The organism is Plectonema radiosum NIES-515 (genome assembly GCF_025753815.1).
In the GTDB taxonomy this organism is placed as follows: Bacteria; Cyanobacteriota; Cyanobacteriia; order Cyanobacteriales; family Nostocaceae; genus Hassallia; species Hassallia radiosum_A.
This window is the reverse complement of sequence record NZ_JAOWRF010000133.1, coordinates 1-22,413: the sequence shown is the minus strand read 5'-3', so window position 1 is coordinate 22,413 and position 22,413 is coordinate 1. Positions and strand designations below refer to the sequence as shown.

Annotated in this window: 22 protein-coding genes; 13 read left to right on the top strand and 9 right to left on the bottom strand. The window is 41.0% G+C overall.

What is annotated here, in order from left to right; all coding sequences use genetic code 11:
- Positions 1–200: 200 nt before the first annotated feature.
- The 3 genes from rplI (at position 201) to OGM63_RS08445 (ending at position 2,773) form a co-directional block, all read left to right on the top strand.
- Positions 201–659: a 50S ribosomal protein L9 gene (gene rplI / locus OGM63_RS08455; protein WP_263745073.1), complete on the top strand. Its 459-nt coding sequence runs from the start codon at positions 201–203 to the stop codon at positions 657–659.
- Between the two features lie 346 nt (positions 660–1,005).
- Positions 1,006–2,361: a replicative DNA helicase gene (gene dnaB / locus OGM63_RS08450; RefSeq protein ID WP_263745071.1), complete on the top strand. Its 1,356-nt coding sequence runs from the start codon at positions 1,006–1,008 to the stop codon at positions 2,359–2,361.
- Between the two features lie 145 nt (positions 2,362–2,506).
- The gene (locus OGM63_RS08445; RefSeq protein ID WP_263745069.1) at positions 2,507–2,773 is read left to right on the top strand and encodes a ribbon-helix-helix domain-containing protein; all 267 of its coding nucleotides are present in this window, start codon (positions 2,507–2,509) and stop codon (positions 2,771–2,773) included.
- A 207-nt stretch (positions 2,774–2,980) separates the two neighbouring features.
- On the opposite strand, the gene OGM63_RS08440 is transcribed toward OGM63_RS08445, so the two are convergent.
- Positions 2,981–3,502, bottom strand: a complete 522-nt coding sequence (locus OGM63_RS08440; RefSeq protein WP_263745068.1) for an FKBP-type peptidyl-prolyl cis-trans isomerase — start codon at positions 3,500–3,502, stop codon at positions 2,981–2,983.
- A gap of 84 nt (positions 3,503–3,586) precedes the next feature.
- Positions 3,587–3,910: a phasin family protein gene (locus OGM63_RS08435; RefSeq protein WP_029634212.1), complete on the bottom strand. Its 324-nt coding sequence runs from the start codon at positions 3,908–3,910 to the stop codon at positions 3,587–3,589.
- 141 nt (positions 3,911–4,051) lie between these two features.
- On the opposite strand from OGM63_RS08435, the gene OGM63_RS08430 reads away from it, so the two are divergent.
- From OGM63_RS08430 to OGM63_RS08420, 3 genes are all read left to right on the top strand, one after another.
- Positions 4,052–4,360 (top strand): TIGR03792 family protein, encoded by a 309-nt coding sequence (locus tag OGM63_RS08430; RefSeq protein ID WP_263745067.1) that lies wholly within the window; start codon positions 4,052–4,054, stop codon positions 4,358–4,360.
- Positions 4,361–5,690: 1,330 nt separating this feature from the next.
- The gene (locus tag OGM63_RS08425) at positions 5,691–8,510 is read left to right on the top strand and encodes an AMP-binding protein (RefSeq protein ID WP_263745066.1); all 2,820 of its coding nucleotides are present in this window, start codon (positions 5,691–5,693) and stop codon (positions 8,508–8,510) included.
- A 153-nt stretch (positions 8,511–8,663) separates the two neighbouring features.
- A complete protein-coding gene (locus tag OGM63_RS08420; protein ID WP_263745093.1) occupies positions 8,664–9,680 on the top strand; it encodes a sulfate/molybdate ABC transporter ATP-binding protein in 1,017 nt (338 codons plus the stop codon).
- Between the two features lie 28 nt (positions 9,681–9,708).
- Here OGM63_RS08420 and OGM63_RS08415 read toward each other — a convergent pair whose 3' ends face one another.
- From OGM63_RS08415 to OGM63_RS08390, 6 genes are all read right to left on the bottom strand, one after another.
- A complete protein-coding gene (locus OGM63_RS08415) occupies positions 9,709–9,912 on the bottom strand; it encodes a DUF6887 family protein (RefSeq protein ID WP_263745065.1) in 204 nt (67 codons plus the stop codon).
- Positions 9,909–10,094 (bottom strand): DUF6888 family protein, encoded by a 186-nt coding sequence (locus OGM63_RS29775; protein WP_263745064.1) that lies wholly within the window; start codon positions 10,092–10,094, stop codon positions 9,909–9,911. Before OGM63_RS29775 ends, OGM63_RS08415 begins: the two co-directional genes overlap by 4 nt.
- A 231-nt stretch (positions 10,095–10,325) precedes the next feature.
- On the bottom strand, positions 10,326–10,712 hold the full coding sequence (locus tag OGM63_RS08405; protein ID WP_263745063.1) for a hypothetical protein: 387 nt from the start codon (positions 10,710–10,712) through the stop codon (positions 10,326–10,328).
- A gap of 47 nt (positions 10,713–10,759) precedes the next feature.
- Entirely contained in the window at positions 10,760–11,416 is a 657-nt protein-coding gene (locus OGM63_RS08400; protein ID WP_263745062.1) for an Alr2735 family protein, read from the bottom strand.
- 963 nt (positions 11,417–12,379) lie between these two features.
- A complete protein-coding gene (hisC, locus tag OGM63_RS08395; protein ID WP_263745061.1) occupies positions 12,380–13,432 on the bottom strand; it encodes a histidinol-phosphate transaminase in 1,053 nt (350 codons plus the stop codon).
- A gap of 179 nt (positions 13,433–13,611) precedes the next feature.
- The gene (locus OGM63_RS08390; protein WP_263745060.1) at positions 13,612–14,361 is read right to left on the bottom strand and encodes an SDR family NAD(P)-dependent oxidoreductase; all 750 of its coding nucleotides are present in this window, start codon (positions 14,359–14,361) and stop codon (positions 13,612–13,614) included.
- Between the two features lie 357 nt (positions 14,362–14,718).
- Between OGM63_RS08390 and OGM63_RS08385 the strand changes: the two genes are divergently transcribed.
- From OGM63_RS08385 to OGM63_RS08360, 6 genes are all read left to right on the top strand, one after another.
- A complete protein-coding gene (locus tag OGM63_RS08385; RefSeq protein WP_263745059.1) occupies positions 14,719–15,099 on the top strand; it encodes a general stress protein in 381 nt (126 codons plus the stop codon).
- A 285-nt stretch (positions 15,100–15,384) separates the two neighbouring features.
- Positions 15,385–15,954, top strand: a complete 570-nt coding sequence (locus tag OGM63_RS08380) for a DUF981 family protein (RefSeq protein ID WP_263745058.1) — start codon at positions 15,385–15,387, stop codon at positions 15,952–15,954.
- A gap of 185 nt (positions 15,955–16,139) precedes the next feature.
- The gene (locus OGM63_RS08375) at positions 16,140–16,364 is read left to right on the top strand and encodes a pentapeptide repeat-containing protein (RefSeq protein ID WP_263745057.1); all 225 of its coding nucleotides are present in this window, start codon (positions 16,140–16,142) and stop codon (positions 16,362–16,364) included.
- A gap of 231 nt (positions 16,365–16,595) precedes the next feature.
- Positions 16,596–17,045 carry a hypothetical protein gene (locus OGM63_RS08370; protein ID WP_263745056.1) on the top strand — a complete coding sequence of 150 codons (450 nt, stop codon included), beginning with the start codon at positions 16,596–16,598 and terminating at the stop codon, positions 17,043–17,045.
- Positions 17,046–17,525: 480 nt separating this feature from the next.
- Entirely contained in the window at positions 17,526–18,746 is a 1,221-nt protein-coding gene (gene chlP, locus OGM63_RS08365) for a geranylgeranyl reductase (RefSeq protein WP_263745055.1), read from the top strand.
- Between the two features lie 687 nt (positions 18,747–19,433).
- Positions 19,434–20,162, top strand: a complete 729-nt coding sequence (locus OGM63_RS08360; RefSeq protein WP_263745054.1) for a choice-of-anchor K domain-containing protein — start codon at positions 19,434–19,436, stop codon at positions 20,160–20,162.
- Positions 20,163–20,495: 333 nt separating this feature from the next.
- On the opposite strand, the gene rpaA is transcribed toward OGM63_RS08360, so the two are convergent.
- Positions 20,496–21,239 (bottom strand): two component system response regulator RpaA, encoded by a 744-nt coding sequence (gene rpaA / locus OGM63_RS08355; RefSeq protein WP_263745053.1) that lies wholly within the window; start codon positions 21,237–21,239, stop codon positions 20,496–20,498.
- A gap of 186 nt (positions 21,240–21,425) precedes the next feature.
- Here rpaA and OGM63_RS08350 point away from each other — a divergent pair.
- The coding region (locus OGM63_RS08350; protein WP_375340468.1) for a YheT family hydrolase at positions 21,426–22,413 on the top strand (988 nt) is incomplete at its 3' end.

Genomic DNA, 22,413 nt, shown 5'->3' with positions numbered 1-22,413 from the left:
GAAGCACTCACAGATTAAGGACTGGTGAAGTTTCTTGTGGCTAATGGTTGCGATCGCACCCTACATGAAGCTAGGATCTGTAAGCTTTAAGCTATATGCTCCGATTAGCTTGTGGGAACACAGCTACAAATCATGTGAGTTACCCTGCCCAAAGCTAAAAACAGACAGATTTTACCGGAAAGAGAGAAAAAAGAAAAACGATGGCGAAACGCGTACAGTTAGTTTTAAACAAAGATGTCAACAAGCTGGGAAAATCTGGTGACTTAGTAGAAGTTGCTCCTGGCTATGCTCGTAATTATCTGATTCCACAGAAGCTGGCAATTAATGCTACTCCTGGTATTCTAAAGCAAGTTGAACGCCGTCGCGAGGTGGAACGTCAGCGGCAATTAGAACTCAAGCAACAAGCGCTTGAGCAAAAAGCAGCTTTGGAAAAAGTTGCTACCTTGAGAATTGCCAAGCAAGTTGGTGAAGGTGAAGCGATTTTCGGTACTGTCACTACTCAAGAAGTTGCAGATGCAATTAAAGAAAGCGCTGGACTAGAAGTAGATCGGCGCGGTATTACTATACCTGATATCAGCCAAACAGGTACTTATAAAGCTGAAATTAAGCTGCATTCGGAAGTAACCGCACAAATGGATATTGAAGTCGTATCTAACTAACGGCTTTTTGTTAAACCACAGATACACACTCTGTTAATTTGTGTTGGTCTGTGGTTTGAAAGTTTGCTATTGAGTGCGATCGCAAATTGTCGCGCTTGGAAGTGGGTGAAATTAAACTTAAAACAACGTAGTGAGCCAGCGCGGTCTTGGGGAGCCACCTCTGTGCGCGGGTTCCCCGCGTTGAGGAGAGTGGCGTGGTCTCCCCCATGAGCGACTTCAGAACCCGGAGGGTGAGCGGTTTACCGCTCAAATCTTCGTTTTTAAGGGCTGAAGCCCTTACTACTTAAGGAATCCCAGGGATTTTGTCAGAGATATAAAATCCCGCTCTTTATATATAAAATAGTTTATGGCTGAAGAACTAAGTTTTCAAGGTGATGGAAGCGATCGCTTGCCACCCCAAAATATCGAAGCGGAAGAAGCGATTTTGGGGGGAATTTTATTAGACCCAGAAGCGATCGGACGAGTTAGCGAAAGTCTTATTCCAGAAGCTTTTTATATTAGCGCTCATAAAGACATTTATCAAGCAGCACTGCGTCTTTTCGCTCAACATAAACCCACGGATTTGCTGGCGGTGATTAATTGGCTAGCTGACCATGATATGCTTGCCCGCATTGGTGGCAGAAATAAATTAGCCTCTCTTGTAGATCGCACCGTTTCCGCTGTTAACATCGACGCTTTAGCATCGTTGGTTACAGAAAAATATCTGCGGCGTCAGTTAATTAAAGCCGGGTCAGAAATTGTCCATCTCGGTTTCGAGACAGAAAAAGAATTACCCATAGTTTTAGATCAAGCAGAACAGAAAGTTTTCAACGTAACTCAAGAACGTCCCCAATCAGGTTTAGTTCACATTGCTGACACTTTAATTAATGCTTTTCAGGATATAGAAAATCGTCATCAAGGTATAGCTTTACCGGGTGTTCCCTGCGGATTTTATGATTTAGATGCCATGACTACAGGCTTTCAGCGTTCTGATTTAATCATTGTCGCTGGCAGACCATCAATGGGAAAAACGGCCTTCTGCCTCAATCTGGCTCAGAATGTTGCTACTTCTTATAAATTACCCGTTGCTTTTTTCAGTTTGGAAATGTCAAAAGAGCAATTGGTGCAGCGATTATTAGCTAGCGAAGCGGGAATTGAAAGTGGTTATTTGCGGAGTGGACGCATTAGCCAAACTCAGTGGGAACCTTTAAGCCGTGCTATTGGTATGCTCTCAGAAATGCCAATTTATATTGACGATACGCCAAATATTACCGTTACACAAATGCGGAGTCAAGCGCGACGTTTGCAAGCAGAACAGGGAACAGAATTGGGATTAATTGTCATAGATTACTTGCAATTAATGGAAGGTGCCGGCGATAATCGCGTACAAGAATTATCCAGAATTACCCGCAATCTCAAAGGTTTAGCTCGTGAATTAAGTGTGCCTGTTATTGCTTTATCTCAGTTGAGTAGAGGTGTGGAAGCGCGTACTAATAAGCGTCCGATGTTGTCTGATTTGAGAGAATCGGGTTCCATCGAGCAAGACGCCGATTTAGTTATTATGCTTTATCGAGATGAATATTATACGCCAGATACACCTGAGCGCGGTGTGGCTGAAGTGATAATCGCTAAACACCGCAATGGTCCTACAGGAACTGTGAAACTTTTGTTTGACCCACAATATACTAAGTTTAAAAATTTAGCTAAACAAGGTAATTATTGACCACCAGGTTCAAAAACTTAGAATTATTTAAATATTATTAAATGGGTTGTCAAGAACCAATAAGAAAATGCCTAGCGCTTTGGTTGAACACTAAGAGTGTTGTTATAACAAGCTTAAAGCTGTAAATAAACTAAAAGTATAAATCATGAATATCCAACTAAAACCTGAACTAGAGCAAATTATCGAAGCGCAAATTGCTACAGGTAGATATGCGGATGCGGAAGAAGTTCTTAGTAAAGCCTTGAAGCTGCTGTTAGAGTGGGAAAAAGGTTATCAGCACTGGGTAGAAGAAACACGACAAAAAGTTGAGGTTGCGATTGTTCAGTTGGATAGAGGAGAAGGTATTGATGGGGAAGTTGTAGTTGAGCAACTACGACAAAAATTGCGTCAAGCGAGAGAAAAGCAAGGATGAAACAACATATTATCTCTCCAGAAGCAAGCCAAGATTTAGAAGATTAGTAGTTGGTTGAATTTCCAGCGTTGCTGAATCGCGATATAAATCTAGATGTAGAGACGCTTGGGTATCGCGTCTCTACATGGGTTTTGATATTACACAAAATCATTTTCATACATGAAATCAGTAACGCCGAATTTCCTACCAACTACTAACAACTAACCATTACCCAGCTTTCAGCAATTCCACATCAAAAAGCAGGGTAGCGTTAGGAGGAATTACACCACCAGCACCACGTGCACCATAACCTAACTCTGGGGGGATGATTAATTTGCGACGACCGCCTACTTTCATAGTGCTAAGTCCTTCGTCCCAACCTTTGATGACTTGTCCGACGCCGAGTTGAAAGTCGAAGGGACGATCGCGATCGCGTGAACTATCAAACTTTGTACCATCTTCTAAAGTGCCGATGTAGTGTACTGTCACTTTTTGTCCGGTTTTAGGAGTAGCACCAGTCCCCTCTTTGATTTCGACATACTTCAATCCAGAGGGGGTAGTGACGACATTTTCATCAGCCATAGTTTTGCTCGCTATCAGGGTATTGTTTTCAGTTACAGTAGTGGATGCTGGTGTAGTTTGAGTCAAAGGTAGAGCAACAGATGTATCCTGTTTTCCGCCAACTTGAGCCAATACTAAAACCACTACACAGACCAGCATGAAACCCACGCTAAGTAAAATTGCTTTCATCGGTTAGTCCTCCCTACATAGGTGGTCTAGGATTCTTGTTTACCACTAGGACAAGACTTAGTTTAAATCAGAAAGCGCATCCTACTAACGCCAGAGCTTATTTTCTAAATCGCGAATTTGACGCTCTAGACGATCAATTCTACCGCGTAGTTCGTCCACTTCTGACTGGCGAGCAACACCAAAATCCTGCATCATATTTCGCATTTGCCGTTGCATATTGCCTTCAAAGTTGCCCTGTTCGGACTTTAACTGCTGTGCAATATCATCGATTACTGCTTTGGCTTGTTCCGGATTGAGTTTGCCATCCTTGACCAAATCATCCCCCACTTGCTTGAGTTTGTCTGCCACCAAAGAGGTTGTACCAATACCAACCATTAATAATTGTTGCACCCAATTGTTGTTGTCCATATTTTTTTCCTATTAGTTTTTTTAAAGGAGCCGATTCTTGCTTTTGTGTGTAAGTAATTAAAGCTATGCTGAAAGCAAGCGCTATTTTAGCCTACAACTCTATTTTGACAAATTTGCACTATTATACAAGGAATAAAAGGTGTGGTTATCGAACTACTCAAGATGAAAATACCGCCCAAACTGCGAGAAAAATATATTCAAAAGGATGCAGAAATTTGGACAGCAGCGTTGGCTAAGTATCCAGGATTTATTGGGAAAGAGGTTTGGATCAACCCCAACGATCTCACAGAAGTTGTCTTGATAATTCGTTGGGAAACTCGTGAACATTGGGACGCTGTACCCGAAGCAGTTTTGCAAGCGATCGCTTTGAAGTTTGACACAGCGATGGGAAAATCCTATCCTATTGTGGAGTCTACTGAATATCAAGTGCGGAAATTTCCCTATTCCTAAAAGCTGTGCCCCTAGAGCTAGCTTGAAAAAAATAGTTATAATCATGTTCTTATTTGACAAAAAACCAGCCGAGGTACTTGCCCTCTGCCGAAGAACTACCCGACTCTGACGAGACACCTGCGGATAAAAAACTGCAACAATTAATACCAGGGTTGTTGAAAGCAATACTGCTGATCTGATTAATTTGGGAATTGGTTGTTCACTGTGGAAATTATTGCGGAGTAACGCGAGAATGGATGTATTGATATGATGACCAGTTGAAACGATATCCCACACCACAAGAACAAATTAAACAAGCAGAACAACCAGGGCAAAGACTAGTCTAACAATTGCATAGACGCTTATAAGGCTTGTCGTTAGACATCCCTTGGCATAGATCCTGATACTCTTGATTAAAACCATGCCTTTTAACTTGCCGCTTTACTCAGACTGATATATAATGTTGGTCAAAATTGAATACATACACCAGCATCATTTTTTACTGGTTAACTGTTTTGAGAGTAACTCACACAATAAAAGCTTGTTTTTGTAGTTCTTAGCGAAGACTTAGTAAAAGATTTATTAAAATATATCCTGAATAATTTTTGACAGCAAATTATCAAAAAATTGATATTATTGCTACAAAATATTCATCCCATTTTGGGATTTATCAAATAAATATTTATCTTCAAATAAAGAGATAAAGTTTTGATGAAAACATAGATGCTCTACTACCAAAATTCCGGAACTTGTTATAAGGTGTTAATTATTACCAATAATATACATAAATTTGTGAGTTGCAAAAAAAACATTACCAGAGTATATTTGATAAATTATAAATCTACCAGTGATAGTGTTATAACCTTTTTCTTTCATAGTTAGGAAAGACTTACGCAAAAACTCTACTAAACTCTGATTTCTCTGTGTCCTCTGCTTACTCTGCGGTCAATACGGCAAGCTGCTTTGCGTCTACGTTTTTTCATGAGTTTGCCTAAGTCCTAATAGTTGAGATAAAGGTTGACACTATTAGTTTTAATTTTTTTTGCCGTTACCAAGTGCATCTATTTTTGGAAAAGTCAGATTGACAAACTCAAACAAATTGAGCTTGTCAAAACTTTGGGCATGAAAAAAATAGAAAATTGCTGTACTTTATCTATTTTTGGGCATCCTGTCAATAAAGCCAGATTTATAGCTGATAGAACTGCTCTATAAGCTAACTAAACTCAAATCTGGTTTGATTTTTCATGAGTAAGAAGTACCAGCGAATGAAAAAGCTCAAAGACTTATTGTCCAGCTAATTTCCTATTAACTAAAAATTGCGTACCCTTTAATTTCTAATTGTAGGATATCAATGAGCAATCAATCGAGACTAATTTCTGAGATGGATGTAAAACCTCAACCTGTTTGCACCCATTACATTAGCTCCACAGAAAGCTTCATCAAATTTTCCCAAACAGATATTGAGGAATCAATCACAAATCGTTTTCAACAACAAGTAAATAAATATCCCAATTCAATTGCTGTAAAAAGCAAGATTTCAACACTAACTTATGACCAGTTAAACAAAAATGCCAATCGTTTAGCGCGAGCTATTTTAGCACAGCGAGGAGAAAGTAAAGAAGCGATCGCACTGTTAATAGAACAAGGTGCAAGTTTTATTACTGGTATCTTTGGAGTATTGAAGACCGGAAAAATTTATGTACCTATCGATCCTTCAATACCGATTGTGAGACTTACCCACATTTTAGAAGATTCACAAGCTGTCTTGGTTGTGACTAACAATCAGAATCTAGCTGTAGCTTGTGAATTAACTCAAAATCGATGCCAAATATTAAACATAGACGATATTGATTGCAGCCTTTCAACTGATAACCTAGAGTTCTTAATATCTCCTGATACTCCTGCTTGTATTATTTATACGAGCGGGTCAACTGGTAAGCCAAAGGGAGTTTTGCACAATCATCGCAACGTGCTGCATAACTGCATGAATAATACCAATGCTTTGTGTATCAGCCCAAGCGATCGCTTGACTCTTCTCCACTCCTGTGGTGTCATGGGAGCAATGAGAGGCATCTGTAACGCTTTGTTAAATGGTGCATCTATCTATCCTTTGAATGTGAAAGAAGAAGGATTAACTAGTTTAGTAAACTGGCTGCTTGAAGAAGAAATCACTATTTATCATTCAGTAGCGACTCTCTACCGCCAGTTTGTTGGTATTTTAACAGCACAAGAGCAGTTTCCCAAACTTCGGGTACTCATATTAGGTGGTGAGTCTGTCTTGCGGAGAGATATTGATCTTTATAAAAAGCATTTTTCTGCAAATTGTGTTGTATTTGTTAGTCTAGGTTCAACTGAAACCGGAACTGTTCGCCAATTTCTTGTTAATAAAGATACCCAAATCGAGGGCAGCACCGTACCGATTGGCTACCCGGTTGAAGATATGGAAATTTTACTCCTTGATGAAGCAGGTAAAGAAGTGCGTTGCGGTGAAGTAGGGGAAATTGCCATCAAAAGTGAATATTTGGCTTTAGGCTATTGGCAAAAACCCGAACTGACAAAAGCTGTATTTCGAGTTGAGCCAAAAAAAGCAAGGGATGTCGTCAGACAAGCTGCAACGGATCTACGCATCTATTACACAGGAGACTTAGGACGCTTTCAGCCAGATGGCTGTCTGGTTCACATGGGACGAAAAGACTTTCAGGTGAAAATCAGAGGCTTTAGAATCGAAGTCACTGAAATCGAAATGGCACTTCTTTCTATGGATGCGATCAAAGAAGTCGCAGTTATTGCCCGTGACGACATACCAGGAGATAAACGCTTGGTAGCCTATATTGTTCTTAACCAAGATTCAGCACTTAGTAATAGTGAATTGCGGCATCATTTGCTTGGGAAACTGCCCGACTATATGGTGCCGAGTGCTTTTGTCTTCTTGGATGCCTTACCATTAACACCTAACAATAAACTAGACCGTCTTGCCCTGAGAGTACCTGATGCTAGCAAACAAGATACCCAAGCAACTTTTGTTCCTCCCTGCAATGATTTAGAGCGGAGATTGACGCAGATTTGGGAAGAAGTTTTAGGTATTCAACCGATTGGGGTGAAAGACAATTTCTTTGATTTGGGAGGACATTCTTTAACAGCAATTAGCTTATTTGCGCAAATAGAGAATAAATTTGCCAAAAAACTTCCCCTAGCAACTCTTCTTCAATCAGGGACTGTGGAAGCTCTTGCTCAGACGATCCAAGCACTAAGCACTGATAATCAAACGACATCAGAATCAGTCGCTACCACACAGAACAAATCCACAGATCCTTGGTCATCGTTAGTAAAAATTCAACCCAACGGTTCCAAACCACTTTTGTTTTGTATCCATCCCCTTGGTGGAGAGATTCTTTGTTACCGCGATTTGACGAGGTATTTGGGGTCAGAGCAACCTGTTTATGGGATACAACCGCAAGGGCTAAATGGAAAGCCTCCCTTAACAAAAGTTGAAGACATGGCATCGCACTACATTAAAGAAATTCAAACAATTCAGCCCAATGGTCCTTATTATCTAGTTGGTTACTCGTTTGGGGGCATACTTGTTTTTGAAATGGCTCAACAACTTTATCGGCTAGGTCAGGAAGTAGGTATTCTCGTGATGATTGATACTTGCCGTCCGGGTTATAGACAGCGATTGCCATTTGCGAAACGAATTGCCTTGCATTTAGATCATCTTTCACAATTAGGACTTGCCTACGTTAAGCAAAATGCTGAGGGTTGGAGCCGGTGGGGTAAGTATATGCTCAAACATAAATACAAGCATTATTTGACTTCTGCGCGTCATTTATTAAATGTTGTGCATCGTTTAGCAGAAAATGACAAGCACTTGAAAATTATCGACGCTAATGTCCAAGCTCAGAGCGAATATAGTTTTCAAGTTTATCCGGGTAAACTGACTCTTTTGCGGACTGATGATAAAAGTCGGGAAGAAGTTGTAGGTGTAGAATACGATCCTCAATTTGGCTGGGGTGAATTAATTGTCGGAGGATTAGATATTCATTACGTTCCCGGATCTCACAATTCCCTGCTCTACGAACCTCATGTACAAGTGGTAGCAGAAAAATTAAAGGTTTGCCTAGATAAGGCTTACACCAAGTTTCTTGGTACCGAAGCGATGCCCAAAGAATGATTTGTGAGTTATTGGGTATTGGCTGTAAAAAATTACTCTTAACCACTACCCATGAGCAATCTTATTAATCCAAAAGCACCTGTGTGTGATATATGTATATAACACCGTTAACGTACCTACGAACGGGTGATTAGTTCCAGAGGTGCAGAATCAGTGGGCATTGTAGTTGAGAACGTATCAAAGCAATTCGGCAGTTTCAAAGCGGTTGATGATGTCAATCTAGAAATTAAAAGTGGCTCTCTTGTCGCTTTGCTCGGACCATCGGGTTCGGGAAAATCTACACTGCTGCGGTTAATTTCGGGTTTGGAAATGCCGGATAATGGCAAAATATTTCTCACTGGTAAGGATGCCACATATCAAAGTGTGCAAGATCGCAATATTGGGTTTGTGTTTCAGCATTATGCTTTGTTCAAGCATCTGACTGTGCGGAAAAATGTAGCCTTTGGTTTGGAACTTCGTAAAGCACCGAAAGGCAAAATAAAGGCGCGGGTAGACCAGTTGCTGGAGTTGGTGCAATTGAGTGGATTAGGCGATCGCTATCCTTCACAACTTTCTGGTGGTCAACGACAACGTGTAGCTTTGGCACGAGCGCTAGCTGTTGAACCTAACGTTTTATTACTTGATGAACCTTTTGGCGCACTTGATGCTAAGGTGCGTAAAGACTTACGCGCATGGTTACGACGCCTCCATGATGAAGTTCATGTTACCACAGTTTTCGTCACTCACGACCAAGAAGAAGCGATGGAAGTTTCAGATGAGATTGTGGTGATGAATAAAGGACGTGTGGAACAGGTAGGAACACCAGCGTCCATTTACGATCATCCAGCTTCGGCTTTTGTAATGAGCTTTATTGGACCGGTGAATGTGTTACCGAGTTCTTCGCGGATTTTCCAAGGTAACGGATTTGATTCGGCAAACCCAGAAATGTTTTTACGTCCGCAAGATGTAATTATAGAAACTTCTCCCAACGGCTCAAGTGTACCAGCTAGGGTAAGCAGGTTGATACATTTGGGTTGGGAAATTCAGGTAGAATTAACTTTAGATGATGGACAGGTGGTGACAGCGCATTTAACACGCGATCGCTTTGACCAATTAAACTTGGAACCACAACAGCGAGTGTATGTCAAACCTAAGGATGCAAAGTCTTTCCCGCTTTATTATTCGATTTAATTGGGGTGTAATGCGCGAGCGATCGTTGCTAAATATTTTGATCGAGTTTCTCTTGAATAGCTGCTAGCACCTTTGCTTCCCAGTTTGGATCGTCAAATTTAATTACAACTTTGTCAGGTCGAGAATGCCGCCTATCCATATAGATGTAAAATGCCTGTTGGTCATCCCGATGTGCTAATATATAGCGTTTTAGCTCTTGGTCAGTCATTGCAGCGTAGTTAACTTGGGTCATGACTCAAAACTCCCGTCTAACTTAACTTCAAACTCAATCTCTTCATTTCGTCCAGCCAATATAAACAGATTCAGTGTTCGTTCATCTAAACGTACAATGTGGATGGGCTGGAACATCAAGTTAGTTAGTAGATGGCAAAGTCGATACAGGCTTTCAAGCTGTGCCGCTGTCGGGTTCCTCATGTATTAAGGATATAAATGGAAATAACTAGTAAAAAGCTTAACCAGCGAAAGTCCGTAAAGATTTCTGGGCATAGTTACGACACTTCCATGATAAAGTTCATATTACCACAGTTTTCGTCACCTACGACCAAGAAGTACCATAAGCAATAATTATTTTGATGTAAAACTCTACTGAAAATTGTTTAAAAGCCTACAAAGCAAATTTCATTTAAGATGCATCATCACTCATAATTATCGGTTATAAATTTCCTCACGGCTGAGTACATCATCTACTTGAATAGAATTTTCAGTCAATTCATCAATAATATCTATGAGTCGAGATGACTTTTTATTGACCAAAACAATTACTTTAATATCATCTCCTTCAGCGAGTTCTTGTTTGTACTCTTCAGGAATCTGAATTAAACCATTTTGAATCTTTGCTTGAAACTCAACCGCATTTAGCATATGATCGTCTCTGTTATATTGTTGAGATAACTCAATTTTAGTATAGTTTTGCGTCAAACCGAGCGCGTTTTTAAACGCAGAGGGACGCAGAGTAAGCGCACTCATTTCGCAGAGTTTTTCGTAATTTAATATTAAACGTAAAATGGCGATCGCCACAAAGTTGATCGCCATACATTTCTCAAGGCTGTATCCGCAATAAGTTAAACTTAATTTGCTTTTTATTCAACGAATTTTATCCGCCCTTGCTGATATGCTAAACGTAAAGCTATAGCTTCCGCGACGATTTGTTGTGGTAATAATCCCTCTTCATCGATCATCTTTTGTAGCGTGGTTCCGGTTCTTTCATCTACTTCGTGAATTGGGGGAATTTGACAGTATCTAGCCCCATTTTTCGTGCGACGCCAAATACTCGGTTTTTGCGGTTTTGGTTGCTTGGGAGTGCGGTGCTGTTTGATTAACTCTCGTACCGCAGTTTGGGAAATTTCTGCTAAATCCAGCAATTGATCGAGTACTGGCTGGTATTTATTGCTATTTTGTGCTAGCTGAAATATGGTTGCTGGTTCGATGGGTGCTAAATTATCGGGAGAGAATTTCTCAAAAGCTGCTGCTACCTTCAGATATTTTTTCTCTTCACCTAAAAAACCATACTGTGAAAGTACTTGTTTATACTCTTTTTTTGAGTGCGTCTTTTTCAAGTCAGCTAAAAAGAAAGCATAACGTAGAATAGTTTCGGTGGCATCAGAAAGCGCTCGAAAGTAGAAGTTTTTGGGATCAACGCTTTTGTTTTCTTCAGCGTATTGCTCAATGTGAGTTTGAGCAATTGCTCGATCTACTTTGGTTGCAATTGCACCTTTCTCTTGTGTCTTCAGTAACATGAGACTAAATATTTAGGTAGGTGTGAGATGATTGATTTGATGGTGAAGCCTTACCCTTGCTGTTAATTCAAATATTTTGAACCTGAGAATAGACTTAGGGGTGGTTGAAACAAGGATTTTTTTATAAAATAATCTGAGGTATTGACAGGATGGCGATCGCCTTTACTAATTTGTCGTATCTATAAACTAGAACAATTGTACTACAATTTTAACTAAAAAATCTCCATGCGTGGGAAAAGTTTGGATAAATAATCAAAGCTTTATATATGTGCGGTTTGGGGGTGATGATGCGATCGCCCTCATTTTACCAAAAAACCTGGTAGAGACGTAAAGAGTGGAACGTCTCTACAATCGTGTGGAATGACGAAAAATCGTTCTGCGAGGAGCGATACCCTGCATTTACAGCAATTTTTAGCTTATTTGAACCACATTATTTTTATCTCACGCAAAGTCGCAAAGCCGCAAAGGAAGAAATACAGAAAACATGAGTGTGGTCTAAATACATGAAAACTGCTGTAAGAACGCGATCGCTTGTCAGGTCAGATCCTCGACTTCTTAAAGAAGGGGGATCTCGTATATGCGTATATCCCCCACCTCGTTACAAAATCAGAAACGGATCGCATATCTATTTCAGAATGCCTGTAAGATAACAATGAAACTTCAGAGAAATCACTGAAGTAAATTAAATCATTTGCTTATAGCGCTTCTCGGTTGCGTGCAATACGCGGTGTAGAGACTTCGTCCGATCGCGTCTTTACATTTATTTTTTGAACATGTATGTGATTCAAAATCCCCGACAACTTTTGCGAAGTCGGGGAGCTGTTGTTTGTCAAATTATCCCGTCAATATGCAACGCTAAATAAACAGCTTCACCTACACGGAAACTGTTGTACAAAGTTGCCAAATTCTAGGTTTTGAATCGCGAAATATCTTTGCTCTGGTGAAGTAAGTGAGGGCGATCGCTTACTTCATCAAATTACTCAACGTCTCCACCAATACTTGATTTTGCTCATCAGTACCAACTGTAATCCGTAATTTATCATTAATTCCCGGCTGGGGGAAATAACGTACCAAAATTCCCCTCGATTTCAAGCCATGATAAAGATATTCGGCATTTTTTTCTTTCGGCTGTACCAGCAAAAAGTTACCTTGAGAATCCCATACTTGGAAATTCAACTGTCTCAAGTCTGCTGCTAAGTTTGTGCGCGATCGCTTCACTTTATCGGCACAACCATTTTTATAAGCTTGATCGCTCATCGCGGCTGCCCCAATTTTACAGGCGATCGCATCAATATTATAGCTATCCTTCACTTTATACAATCCACTCAGCAACTGCGGATTTGCGATCGCAAACCCCAAACGCAATCCTGCTAAGGAGTATCCCTTAGAAAGTGTGCGAATAGCAATGACATTCTCAAATTCTTCAACCAAAGAGAGTGCATTCTCCTCAGCAAAATCTACATAAGCTTCGTCAATCACCAAAACCCCAGATAAACTACTTGCTAATTTCCGCAGTTGGGAAGTTGAAACCACATGTCCCGAAGGACTGTTAGGAGAAGCAATAAATGTTACAGAACCATTAGCGCTGATTAGTTCTGCCAAAGGTAAACGGTAGTCGTCAGTGTAGGGAATTTCGACAATTTCCGCTGATTGCATCTGTGTCAGCGTACTATATAATACGTAAGTAGGCGTAGGATAAACTACTTTGCGTCCTGGTTCAGCACAAGCGCGAATCACCAAGTTTAACACTTCATCACTGCCATTTCCGACAATAATCCAATCAGCAGGAACTTTCAAAGCTTCACTTACAGCGCTTCTAAACTCCTGTGCAAACGGATTTGGATAGCGTCGCAACCATTCCGCATCAAAGTTACGCAGCACTTCCAACACTGCCGGTGAGGGAGGATAGGGGTTTTCGTTGCTGTTGAGTTTGATGATTTGGCTATTAGGTTGAGGCTGTTCACCAGGAACATAGCCAGCCATTGCATCAATATTCGCACGGAAGTATTCATTCATTGCTTGAGATGCTACTATGGAAAATTTTTTAGTCAGGATTCGGGTTTTTGACTATTAGACATCTCTAGAAATTAATGATGCGTTATCTAAAACCCCAAGAGACGTAGCACTGCTACGTCTCTACATCCATTTTCACGATGTTTGACTATTGACTCTTTTGACTTTGAGCAAAGCGACGCTTACCATCCTTGTTCAGTTGATCGAATGAGGATTTCGTTGACGTTAACGTGCTGCGGTTGAGTGACTGCGTAAACAATTGCCCCCGCAACGTCTTCGCTTTGCAGTGGTGTGATAGAGTTGCGCCTTTCTATGGTACGCTGTTTAGCGATCGCATCAGTTATATGACTATCTATTTCGGTGTCTACCATCCCAGGTTCAATAATCGTAACGCGGATGTTGTCTTTATACACTTCTTGCCGTAATGCTTCTGAGAAACCGTTGATACCCCATTTTGTCAAATTATAAACACCGATGCCCGCCCGCGCTGTTCTACCCGCCACTGAGGAGATATTGACGATATGCCCCGCTTTTTGTGCTTTAAATATTGGTATAGTAGCATGAGTCACATAAAGCACTCCCAAAAGGTTAATGTCTATCATCCGTCGCCAATCTGAGGTATCCGCACCATCAATATCACCAGCTAATGCCAAGCCTGCATTATTTATCAGTATATCTACGCGACCATAGTGAGCATGTACCTTTTGCACCAAATTCTTTGCTTGAGTTTCGTCTGTCAAATCCGCAACAATTGGCAAAGCCTCACCACCACTAGCTTCTATGCGTTGTGCCAACTCATCTAAGAGAACTCCACGTCTCGCGGCGATCGCCACCTTTGCCCCTTCTGCGAAGAGTGCGATCGCTGTGGCTTCACCAATCCCAGATGAAGCTCCGGTGATAATTGCTACTTTAGAGTCTAATTTACCTGCCATAAATACCTCCTTGGGAATGGGTAATAAAGACAAGGGGACAAGGGGACAAGGGAGAATTATACCCATTACCTTATAGATATTAGTTTCAAAACTCAAATCTGGAAAGATTGTGACTATGAATAATGAGAAATTTGGCACTTTTTTGGAGATTATCACGATACCTTGACATATTTTTCCGAAATTATTTGATATGTGATATTTTGCTGACTTAAATAAATTTGAAAATCGTCATGTTAAGTAACAGTTAATTCAAGAATTAGTACGAAATATCAATACTTTAAAGCTATACTTATGACTGATGAAAAAATATGTCAACATAGCTTAAATTAAATCTAGTTAAAAGGAGTATAAGTAAAAATGGTTTTCACAACATGCAAATACGCTGTGGGTATATTCTCAATTCGTCAAGATGTCGAAGCTGCCCTTGGTGAACTGAAAAACGCAGGTTATTCTTTAGAGAAAGTATCGCTTTTGACTAATGCCTGGATTAAAAGCGCAATGGGTGAAGAAGACAGTATCAGTAGTGCTTTAGCAAAAAGGGGTATCCCTAAAGAAAGAGCCAAATTTTATAAATCTCAATTGTTCGAGGGTAATTTTTTACTTGTATTAGAAAATGTCAAGGATGAAATAGACGATGCGAAAGCGATTCTTCAGCAACGGGGTATTCAAGAGTGGGGTGTTTATCATAAGAAAGTTAGATCCAAATGGGGGAAGAAAGGTAATAAAGTAAGTGCGTAACAAAAAATTTTTAAGTAGTTATAATTAAAAGTCATACCAAAGATGTAGTAAAATACATGCCATTGGATAGATGTGGAAATCAATAAATTCACCAAAGTTTTAAAAAGACGGGTTAGTGAAGCATTTTTAATTGATTTGAAAATAAATTCACAAAGCGATATCTAACAGACTTAGACAAAGAAGAAATACAGTGTTGAGGTCGAGCAATGCTTTTATCCATCAAAACAAAGTTAAAGCTAAGTAAAAAGCAATAAATTATTATGTGTAAACACGCGGAGGTGAATTGTGTTTATCGATTACATCACGCTAATGCTGATCAACATGGTAGCCGGGTTGTTTTTACTGGCTTACTATCTGTATGAGGGGATAGATAACCCTCGTCAGAAACAGTGGATTCCCGGTTTTGGGATTGTGGGTGCGATCGCTCTGACCACTGGTTTGCACATGATCTTGACTTGGCCCGTAATTGGTAGCTTTAATATAGCTTTTGGTGAAACTACCGTTTTATTTGGTGCGTTGTTCATGGCAAGTGCGATCGCTCTTTCCCAAGGATGGGAATTATTAACAATAGGCATTTACGCTTTTTTTGTTGGTTTAGTAGCGATCGTCATCGGTTCACGCATTATCAGCCTGGGGCTAACAAAACAACCACTCATATCAGGCATCGGCTTTATTTTAACAGGGTTGGGCGGCATCTGTGCCGCGCCAACACTCTATTGGAAAAATCGAACTTTGCGATTAATTGGTGTAGCTGTGCTGATATTAGCCGGTTTAATTTGGGGATTTATTGGCTACAACGCTTATTGGATTCATTTAGAAGGTTTCCAGAAATGGGTTCCCACACCAATGCGTTAATTGAAAAATAACTATCGTAGGGTAGGGGTATTTCTGATTTATTTATGGATTAATAGATATAGCAAAAGCCTTACGGAGAAAAGCCATTCACCTTCTCGGTTCTAAAGAAACGGAGATTGGATAGACAAATATCCAATTAATTGGTGAATAGCCCCTAATCGACTAGTTGCGGTTAAAACTTCCGAATGCTTCTCCAGTTCGGAAATACTTTAAGTGACGCAGATTTGAGCGAGGCAAACCTGAGCGCAGCAAATCTCGATCAAGCTGATTTGACAGGAGCTGATTTAACTGTTGCAGATTTGAGTCAAACAAATTTGAGTCAAGCCGATTTGAATGGGGCAAACTTGAATGGGGCAAACTTGGAAGGAGCAAATCTGGAAGGAACCATTTTGGATGAAAATCAAAATTGATGAAATTTGATATTCAGTAGACATCTTTGGAAATTAATTATACATTGCCCGAAACCCCTGTAGAGACGTAGCAATGCTACGTCTCTACGTCTTTTATATCAGATGTCTATTGGGCTAAAGTGTCTTAATTGTCCTTCTAGAAATTTCTTTCTGCTTAAGTGTCTTATCTGTCGTTGTGTCACTTTATCATAGGTGTTAAGTTACTTATGACAAATTAATATTGTGAAAATCATGAAAGGTATTACTGGAATCGGAAAACGACTGATATCAATGTTTTTGGTGATGGTTGTAAGTAGCTTGATGCTTTTGACATCTCCAGCGATCGCTGCTAATTCGGTAATTCTTAATCAGGAAAATGCTAAAACGGAAGTACTGCAATCTGACAAACCTGTGGTTTTAATTTTAGTATCAAAATATACACTTGAAATTTTTAAGACTTCCTTAGAAGATTTAAAATCAAAAGCTGAAAAGGTTTTTGATGATAAATACAAAATTGCTATAGGCTACTGGGAAGATGGCTTAGAAATCTCTTATGGGATTCCTAATCTACTAAAATTTCCACCTGCTACTGCGGTTACTGTTTTTAAATCCGGTGAAAGGAAAGAACTTGGGTTTATAACTGACCCAACTCTGACCACGCAAGTTTTAGAAGGACTAAAGTCTGACTTTGAAAAGAGCTAACTTTTAATAAGGAATTGTTGGTAAAAAATAGTCTGCTGTAGAGACGTAAGCTAGCTACGTCTCTACGAGGATTTGGGGCTTAACACCAACGGTATTGACTTATATTTCTTTCTTCTACCTTCCACATAAAAAAGTAACCAATATAGGACTCATATTTGATTTTTGAACAAAACTCAGTACACCTTTATTCCTTCTTCCCAGTCCCCAGTCCCCAGTCCCTAGTCCCTTACCTCTACGAGTGATTCAGAAATCAAATCGGATTCCTATAGAACCTGGGTAAAGTTTGACCGCTTCCCCAGGTTTTTGATTATTTAATCATCAATGGTAAGCCAGTCATATTAGGGCTGTGTGCGTTTTGGCTTTTGTAGCGAAAAATTAAGGAATGTTGCATTTCACGCTTTTGGGTAAGCCAGAAAGACAAAACAGCCAAAAGTACATGGTAGTATACTTTCGGTAAATGTCAAAATTGGGAGAAGACCTTTGACACTAAGGGTTGCTGTTGTTGGGTCAGGTCCAGCTGGTTCTTGTGCCGCCGAAACCTTGGCGAAAGCTGGAATTGAAACTTACCTATTTGAGCGCAAGCTAGACAATGCCAAGCCTTGTGGCGGTGCAATTCCCCTGTGCATGGTGAATGAGTTTGATTTGCCTCCAGAGATTATCGATCGCCGAGTGCGGAAAATGAAAATGATTTCGCCCTCGAACCGTGAGGTTGATATCAATCTAGTAAATGAAGACGAATATATAGGAATGTGCCGTCGCGAAGTGCTGGATGGCTTCTTGCGCGATCGCGCGGCAAAACTCGGCGCAAATTTAATTAATGCCACTGTTCATAAACTCGATTTTCCTATAAACAATACAGACCCGTATACCATCCATTATGTTGACCATACCGAAAGCGGCGCACAGGGTATTGCCAAAACCCTCAAAGTCGATTTAATTATTGGCGCAGATGGAGCAAATTCCCGCATCGCCAAAGAAATGGATGCCGGGGATTATAATTATGCGATCGCTTTCCAAGAGCGCATTCGTCTACCCGACGACAAAATGGCATATTACAACGACCTTGCCGAAATGTACGTCGGCGATGACGTTTCTACCGACTTTTACGCCTGGGTTTTCCCCAAATACGACCACGTAGCCGTCGGAACCGGCACAATGCAGGTTCACAAAGCCAGCATCAAACAATTACAGGCTGGTATCCGCGCTCGCGCTGCCCAAAAACTCGCCGGCGGTCAAATTATCAAAGTCGAAGCACACCCGATTCCCGAACATCCCCGTCCTCGTCGCGTTGTCGGTCGCATCGCTTTAATAGGTGATGCTGCTGGTTACGTTACCAAGTCCTCTGGTGAAGGCATTTACTTTGCCGCAAAATCTGGGCGGATGTGTGCCGAAACAATTGTAGAAATGTCCAACGGCGGTGTCCGTATTCCCACGGAAGCCGATCTTAAAGTTTATCTGAAGCGTTGGGACAAAAAATATGGACTCACCTACAAGGTGTTGGACATCCTGCAAAATGTCTTTTATCGTTCCGATGCTACCCGCGAAGCATTTGTAGAAATGTGCGGTGACATGGACGTGCAGCGGCTAACTTTTGATAGCTATCTGTATAAAACGGTTGTTCCAGCCAACCCGATCACTCAACTCAAAATTACCGCCAAGACTATTGCTAGCCTACTTCGTGGTAACGCCCTCGCGCCCTAAAGGGAGAGTTCTTGGCATGGGGGAAAGAAGAATTATTCTCCTTGTCTTCAAGGAGTCCCCCACTCCCCCTGCCCCCCTGTCCCTATTCGATGTCTATTATTCTCTGACGGTATAAGTAATCGCCACAATAAATGACAAATTGTTTGTTATAATAAAAACATAAACTTACATACGTAGAGAAAATCTAAGTATGTTTGCTAATAAGTAAGATACTTCTATCAAGTGATTATTTCAGAAAAACTGAGCAGTCTACCGACCAATATTTTCAGTAGTTCCGGTAGCAGAGCAGTCTACCAAGCATCTACGAATCAATTTAGACTAATACACGCATCAAAAAAAGTGAAAACTTTCGGTTGAGATCGTGAAAAAGCAGGGAAACAGGGAGCTTTTAGCAGGAGAGAAAAACCACGCCACTTGCGGGTGGAACCACAAATGAGCGTGTTAAAAGGAGCACAGAGGTTTCGCCGACAATTCCACTCGGTTTGTACCTTTTCCCAAGCATTGCTGCAAAGCTGCCTCTGATCAAAAGCTGTTTAGAAAATAAACTGCTTTAAAAAGAAATTACGAATTGAATATAAAGATTTCATGAAAATGAGAAGAATAGCTTGGCATGTGTTCCGTATATTTACTACTGTGGACGGGTCGCCTACTTGAGACGAACTCCTGAATAGGAGTTGTAGCCTAACTATGAAACTAAGTTTAGTTTTTGTTACTAGTTTGTCTGCTGCTGTTACTGCTTTAACAGCACTTGGTTTCTCCAGTCAAGCTCAAGCTCTAACTTTTTCAGGTCAATCGAGTGGTGCGTGGGGAGAACCTACTCCAGGGAGCATAAATACTAATCCCGTTTATTCGGGTGTGGGAACTAATTCATTTAGCTGGGGAGATCCTGATGACTTTGGCACGGGTCCCAATCAACTTACCTTTAATGGAGATTCATTTTCTAGTGAAATTGGATCTTTATTTAAGATAGGTAATTTAGCCTACTTTAATGGAGCAGTTACCCCAAATACAAGCGTTGATTTCGTACCTTTAAATCTCCATGTATCATTCGGCGATCGCGTTAATGTGAGTGAAGTTTTTAACTTCGGCTTTCAGTTAGTCAATACACCCAACGATTCACCGAATCCTGCGGACAACGCAGATTTCGTTTATGTGGGTAAAAACTTTGGCAATCGCAATTTTACCTTTGCTGGCAAGAAATATGCACTCTCGCTAACTGGCTTCAGAGAAAAGGGAAGCACTACTGATGTCAGCGAGTTTCGAGTTCTTGAAGGAGAAAAAACCACAGCAGGCATTTTCGCTAAAATCACTGAGGTTCCATCAGATACAAAAACGATTCCCGAACCTGCGACTGTTGCTGGTTTGTCCCTTTTAAGCATCTACTTGATTTCCCGTCGGAAATCCGCGAATGGCTAAATTTTTGGGGAAAATTAAATACACAAGGCAAGATTGGCACTCTCTGAATTTTTTCACAAGAGAGTGCCAATTTATGTCTTAAACTACCCACGATCAATTCCGGGAGCTTTACGACTATTTAAAAAAGCCATTACACATTTTTTCAAGCCCTGCCTGGGTAGCACTAATTCCGGAAAGATTGTCAAAAACTCAACTACCCCTCCTCTGTGTTTCTGCTGTGTAAAAATGTGGCGTGATGTGCGTTTCGTTTTTGACCCGAAGCACCATACACACCACTAAAGAGGGATGGGGAATTTCGCGGAATTAGTTAAACTGACCCAATTGAGAGTTATTTTACTCGACTAGTGAAGTGGAAGCACTCTCAGTGGATGGAGGAACGCTGGGTAACTCAAGGCAGTATCCCGCACCATATACGGTCTTGATGTAGCGCGGATGGCGGGGGTCTGGTTCTAGCTTAGTTCTCAGATGGCGGATATGCACTCGAATCGTTTCAATGTCATCATCTGGATCGTAGCCCCAGACTTCCCGAAGGATTTCGCTAGGAGAAACTGTCTGTCCGTGACGTTGCAATAAACAGTGAAGTAACTCAAATTCCAGGTGAGTCAGTTTCACAGTGTCCTGGAACCATATCGCCTCAAATCTTTCTGGAACGAGGGTCAACGATCCATAATTGAGAATTTCGCTGTGTTTGGCAGCTTGGGGAATGCGGTCAGTACGGCGTAATAATGCTCGTACTCGCGCCAGCATTTCTTCAACTTCAAACGGCTTGGTGAGGTAGTCATCCGCGCCGGCATTGAAGCCTTCTACCTTATCCTGAGTCTGGCTTAAAGCCGTCAACATCAACACGGGAATTTCAGAGGTGCGATCGTCCCGTCGCAGGCGTTGGCAAACGGTAAATCCATCTACTCTGGGCAACATCAGATCGAGCATGATTAAGTCTGGTTGCAGCTGGAGAGCCAGCGCTTGACCTTTGATGCCGTCTTCAGCTTGGCTGACATCGTAGCCAGCCATTTCCAAGTTGACGGCTACAAGTTCGGAAATCGCTGGGTCATCGTCTATGACAAGAATCCTCGGCATTCGGAAAAATTTACTACTACTAGTTAAGGATAATTAAGAATCTTTGGGAGATACAAAGATTGCTTTAATGATTATAAAAAAGATTTTAAATCTAAAATAAACATTAAGACTAAAGTACATTAAAATCTATATATTATGTGTTACGCTGCCTACAATCCGCCTAGAATTTTGCAAAACGGTGTCGCAATGACCGTATATGCCGCTTTGTGGGGCAGACGTTATTGGCAAACTACTGCTCAACACCCTGAGCCACCTTATGAAGAAAAAATATTTACAGGTGGACAAGGTGTACCAATTTATGGCTTAGTTGCTATACCAAAAAACGCTCATAGCACGATTGTTGGTACTTACGGCATTACAGGCGAGTTAGAAAAAGAATGGTTTTTGAGAGTGCTGGGACGCAAAGCATACGCTCAAGGATACGCTGTAGTGTTGTTTGATTGGCGGGCACACGGCAAAACAGCAGAATTATCGCCGACTTTGACCAGTGATGGTTTGTATGAGGGGGAAGATTTTGTTCGCATAGCGGCGGCTGCTAAGGCTATGGGATGCCCTGGAAAGTTTTGGTTTACGGGATATTCCCTAGGAGGGCAATTGGCGTTATGGGCGGTCAAAGCCGCTGTAGAATTAACTAGAGGAAATAAGAATTTAGGAATAACAGAAAGTGAGATTGGCGGTGGTGCGGTAATTTGTCCGAGTTTGGATTCTTTGCGATCGCTTTCTTATTTAGTTAGACAACCCGTTGGTAAATATTTTGAAGCTGGTATCGCCGGCAATTTAAAAAAACTCGCATTGCGAATCCACGATCTGCATCCCGGAACCATTGACCCAGAAGCGATTGAACGCGCTAACAGTATTTGGGGTTTTGATGAAGAATTGGTAATTCAGCGATTGGGTTTTCCCACCGTTGAAGCTTATTACAAAGCAAGCAGCGCTTTACAACTGCTGCCAAAGCTGGAAAAACCAACTTTAATTATATACGCCCAAGACGATCCATTTTTTCATCCAGCGATCGTACCAGAATTAGAAGCCGCTTGTGAAGAAAATCCGATGATAGATTTGTTACTAACTCCTCACGGTGGTCATATCGGCTATTTGAGTAGTAAAGAAGGACAGCAAAAAGCACAAGACCCAGACCCGTGGTGGGCTTGGAACCGGACTTTAGAATGGCTGG

Excerpts from the sequence above, each read along its gene's own strand:
- OGM63_RS08440 (WP_263745068.1), bottom strand. The coding sequence starts at position 3,502 with ATGAAAGCAATTTTACTTAGCGTGGGTTTCATGCTGGTCTGTGTAGTG.
- OGM63_RS08445 (WP_263745069.1), top strand. The coding sequence starts at position 2,507 with ATGAATATCCAACTAAAACCTGAACTAGAGCAAATTATCGAAGCGCAA.
- OGM63_RS08435 (WP_029634212.1), bottom strand. The coding sequence starts at position 3,910 with ATGGACAACAACAATTGGGTGCAACAATTATTAATGGTTGGTATTGGT.
- OGM63_RS08425 (WP_263745066.1), top strand. The coding sequence starts at position 5,691 with ATGAGCAATCAATCGAGACTAATTTCTGAGATGGATGTAAAACCTCAA.
- rplI (WP_263745073.1), top strand. The coding sequence starts at position 201 with ATGGCGAAACGCGTACAGTTAGTTTTAAACAAAGATGTCAACAAGCTG.
- OGM63_RS08370 (WP_263745056.1), top strand. The coding sequence starts at position 16,596 with ATGAAAGGTATTACTGGAATCGGAAAACGACTGATATCAATGTTTTTG.
- rpaA (WP_263745053.1), bottom strand. The coding sequence starts at position 21,239 with ATGCCGAGGATTCTTGTCATAGACGATGACCCAGCGATTTCCGAACTT.
- OGM63_RS08400 (WP_263745062.1), bottom strand. The coding sequence starts at position 11,416 with ATGTTACTGAAGACACAAGAGAAAGGTGCAATTGCAACCAAAGTAGAT.
- OGM63_RS08360 (WP_263745054.1), top strand. The coding sequence starts at position 19,434 with ATGAAACTAAGTTTAGTTTTTGTTACTAGTTTGTCTGCTGCTGTTACT.
- OGM63_RS08375 (WP_263745057.1), top strand. The coding sequence starts at position 16,140 with ATGCTTCTCCAGTTCGGAAATACTTTAAGTGACGCAGATTTGAGCGAG.
- dnaB (WP_263745071.1), top strand. The coding sequence starts at position 1,006 with ATGGCTGAAGAACTAAGTTTTCAAGGTGATGGAAGCGATCGCTTGCCA.
- OGM63_RS08415 (WP_263745065.1), bottom strand. The coding sequence starts at position 9,912 with ATGACCCAAGTTAACTACGCTGCAATGACTGACCAAGAGCTAAAACGC.
- OGM63_RS08390 (WP_263745060.1), bottom strand. The coding sequence starts at position 14,361 with ATGGCAGGTAAATTAGACTCTAAAGTAGCAATTATCACCGGAGCTTCA.
- OGM63_RS08405 (WP_263745063.1), bottom strand. The coding sequence starts at position 10,712 with ATGGCGATCAACTTTGTGGCGATCGCCATTTTACGTTTAATATTAAAT.
- hisC (WP_263745061.1), bottom strand. The coding sequence starts at position 13,432 with ATGAATGAATACTTCCGTGCGAATATTGATGCAATGGCTGGCTATGTT.
- OGM63_RS08385 (WP_263745059.1), top strand. The coding sequence starts at position 14,719 with ATGGTTTTCACAACATGCAAATACGCTGTGGGTATATTCTCAATTCGT.
- OGM63_RS29775 (WP_263745064.1), bottom strand. The coding sequence starts at position 10,094 with ATGAGGAACCCGACAGCGGCACAGCTTGAAAGCCTGTATCGACTTTGC.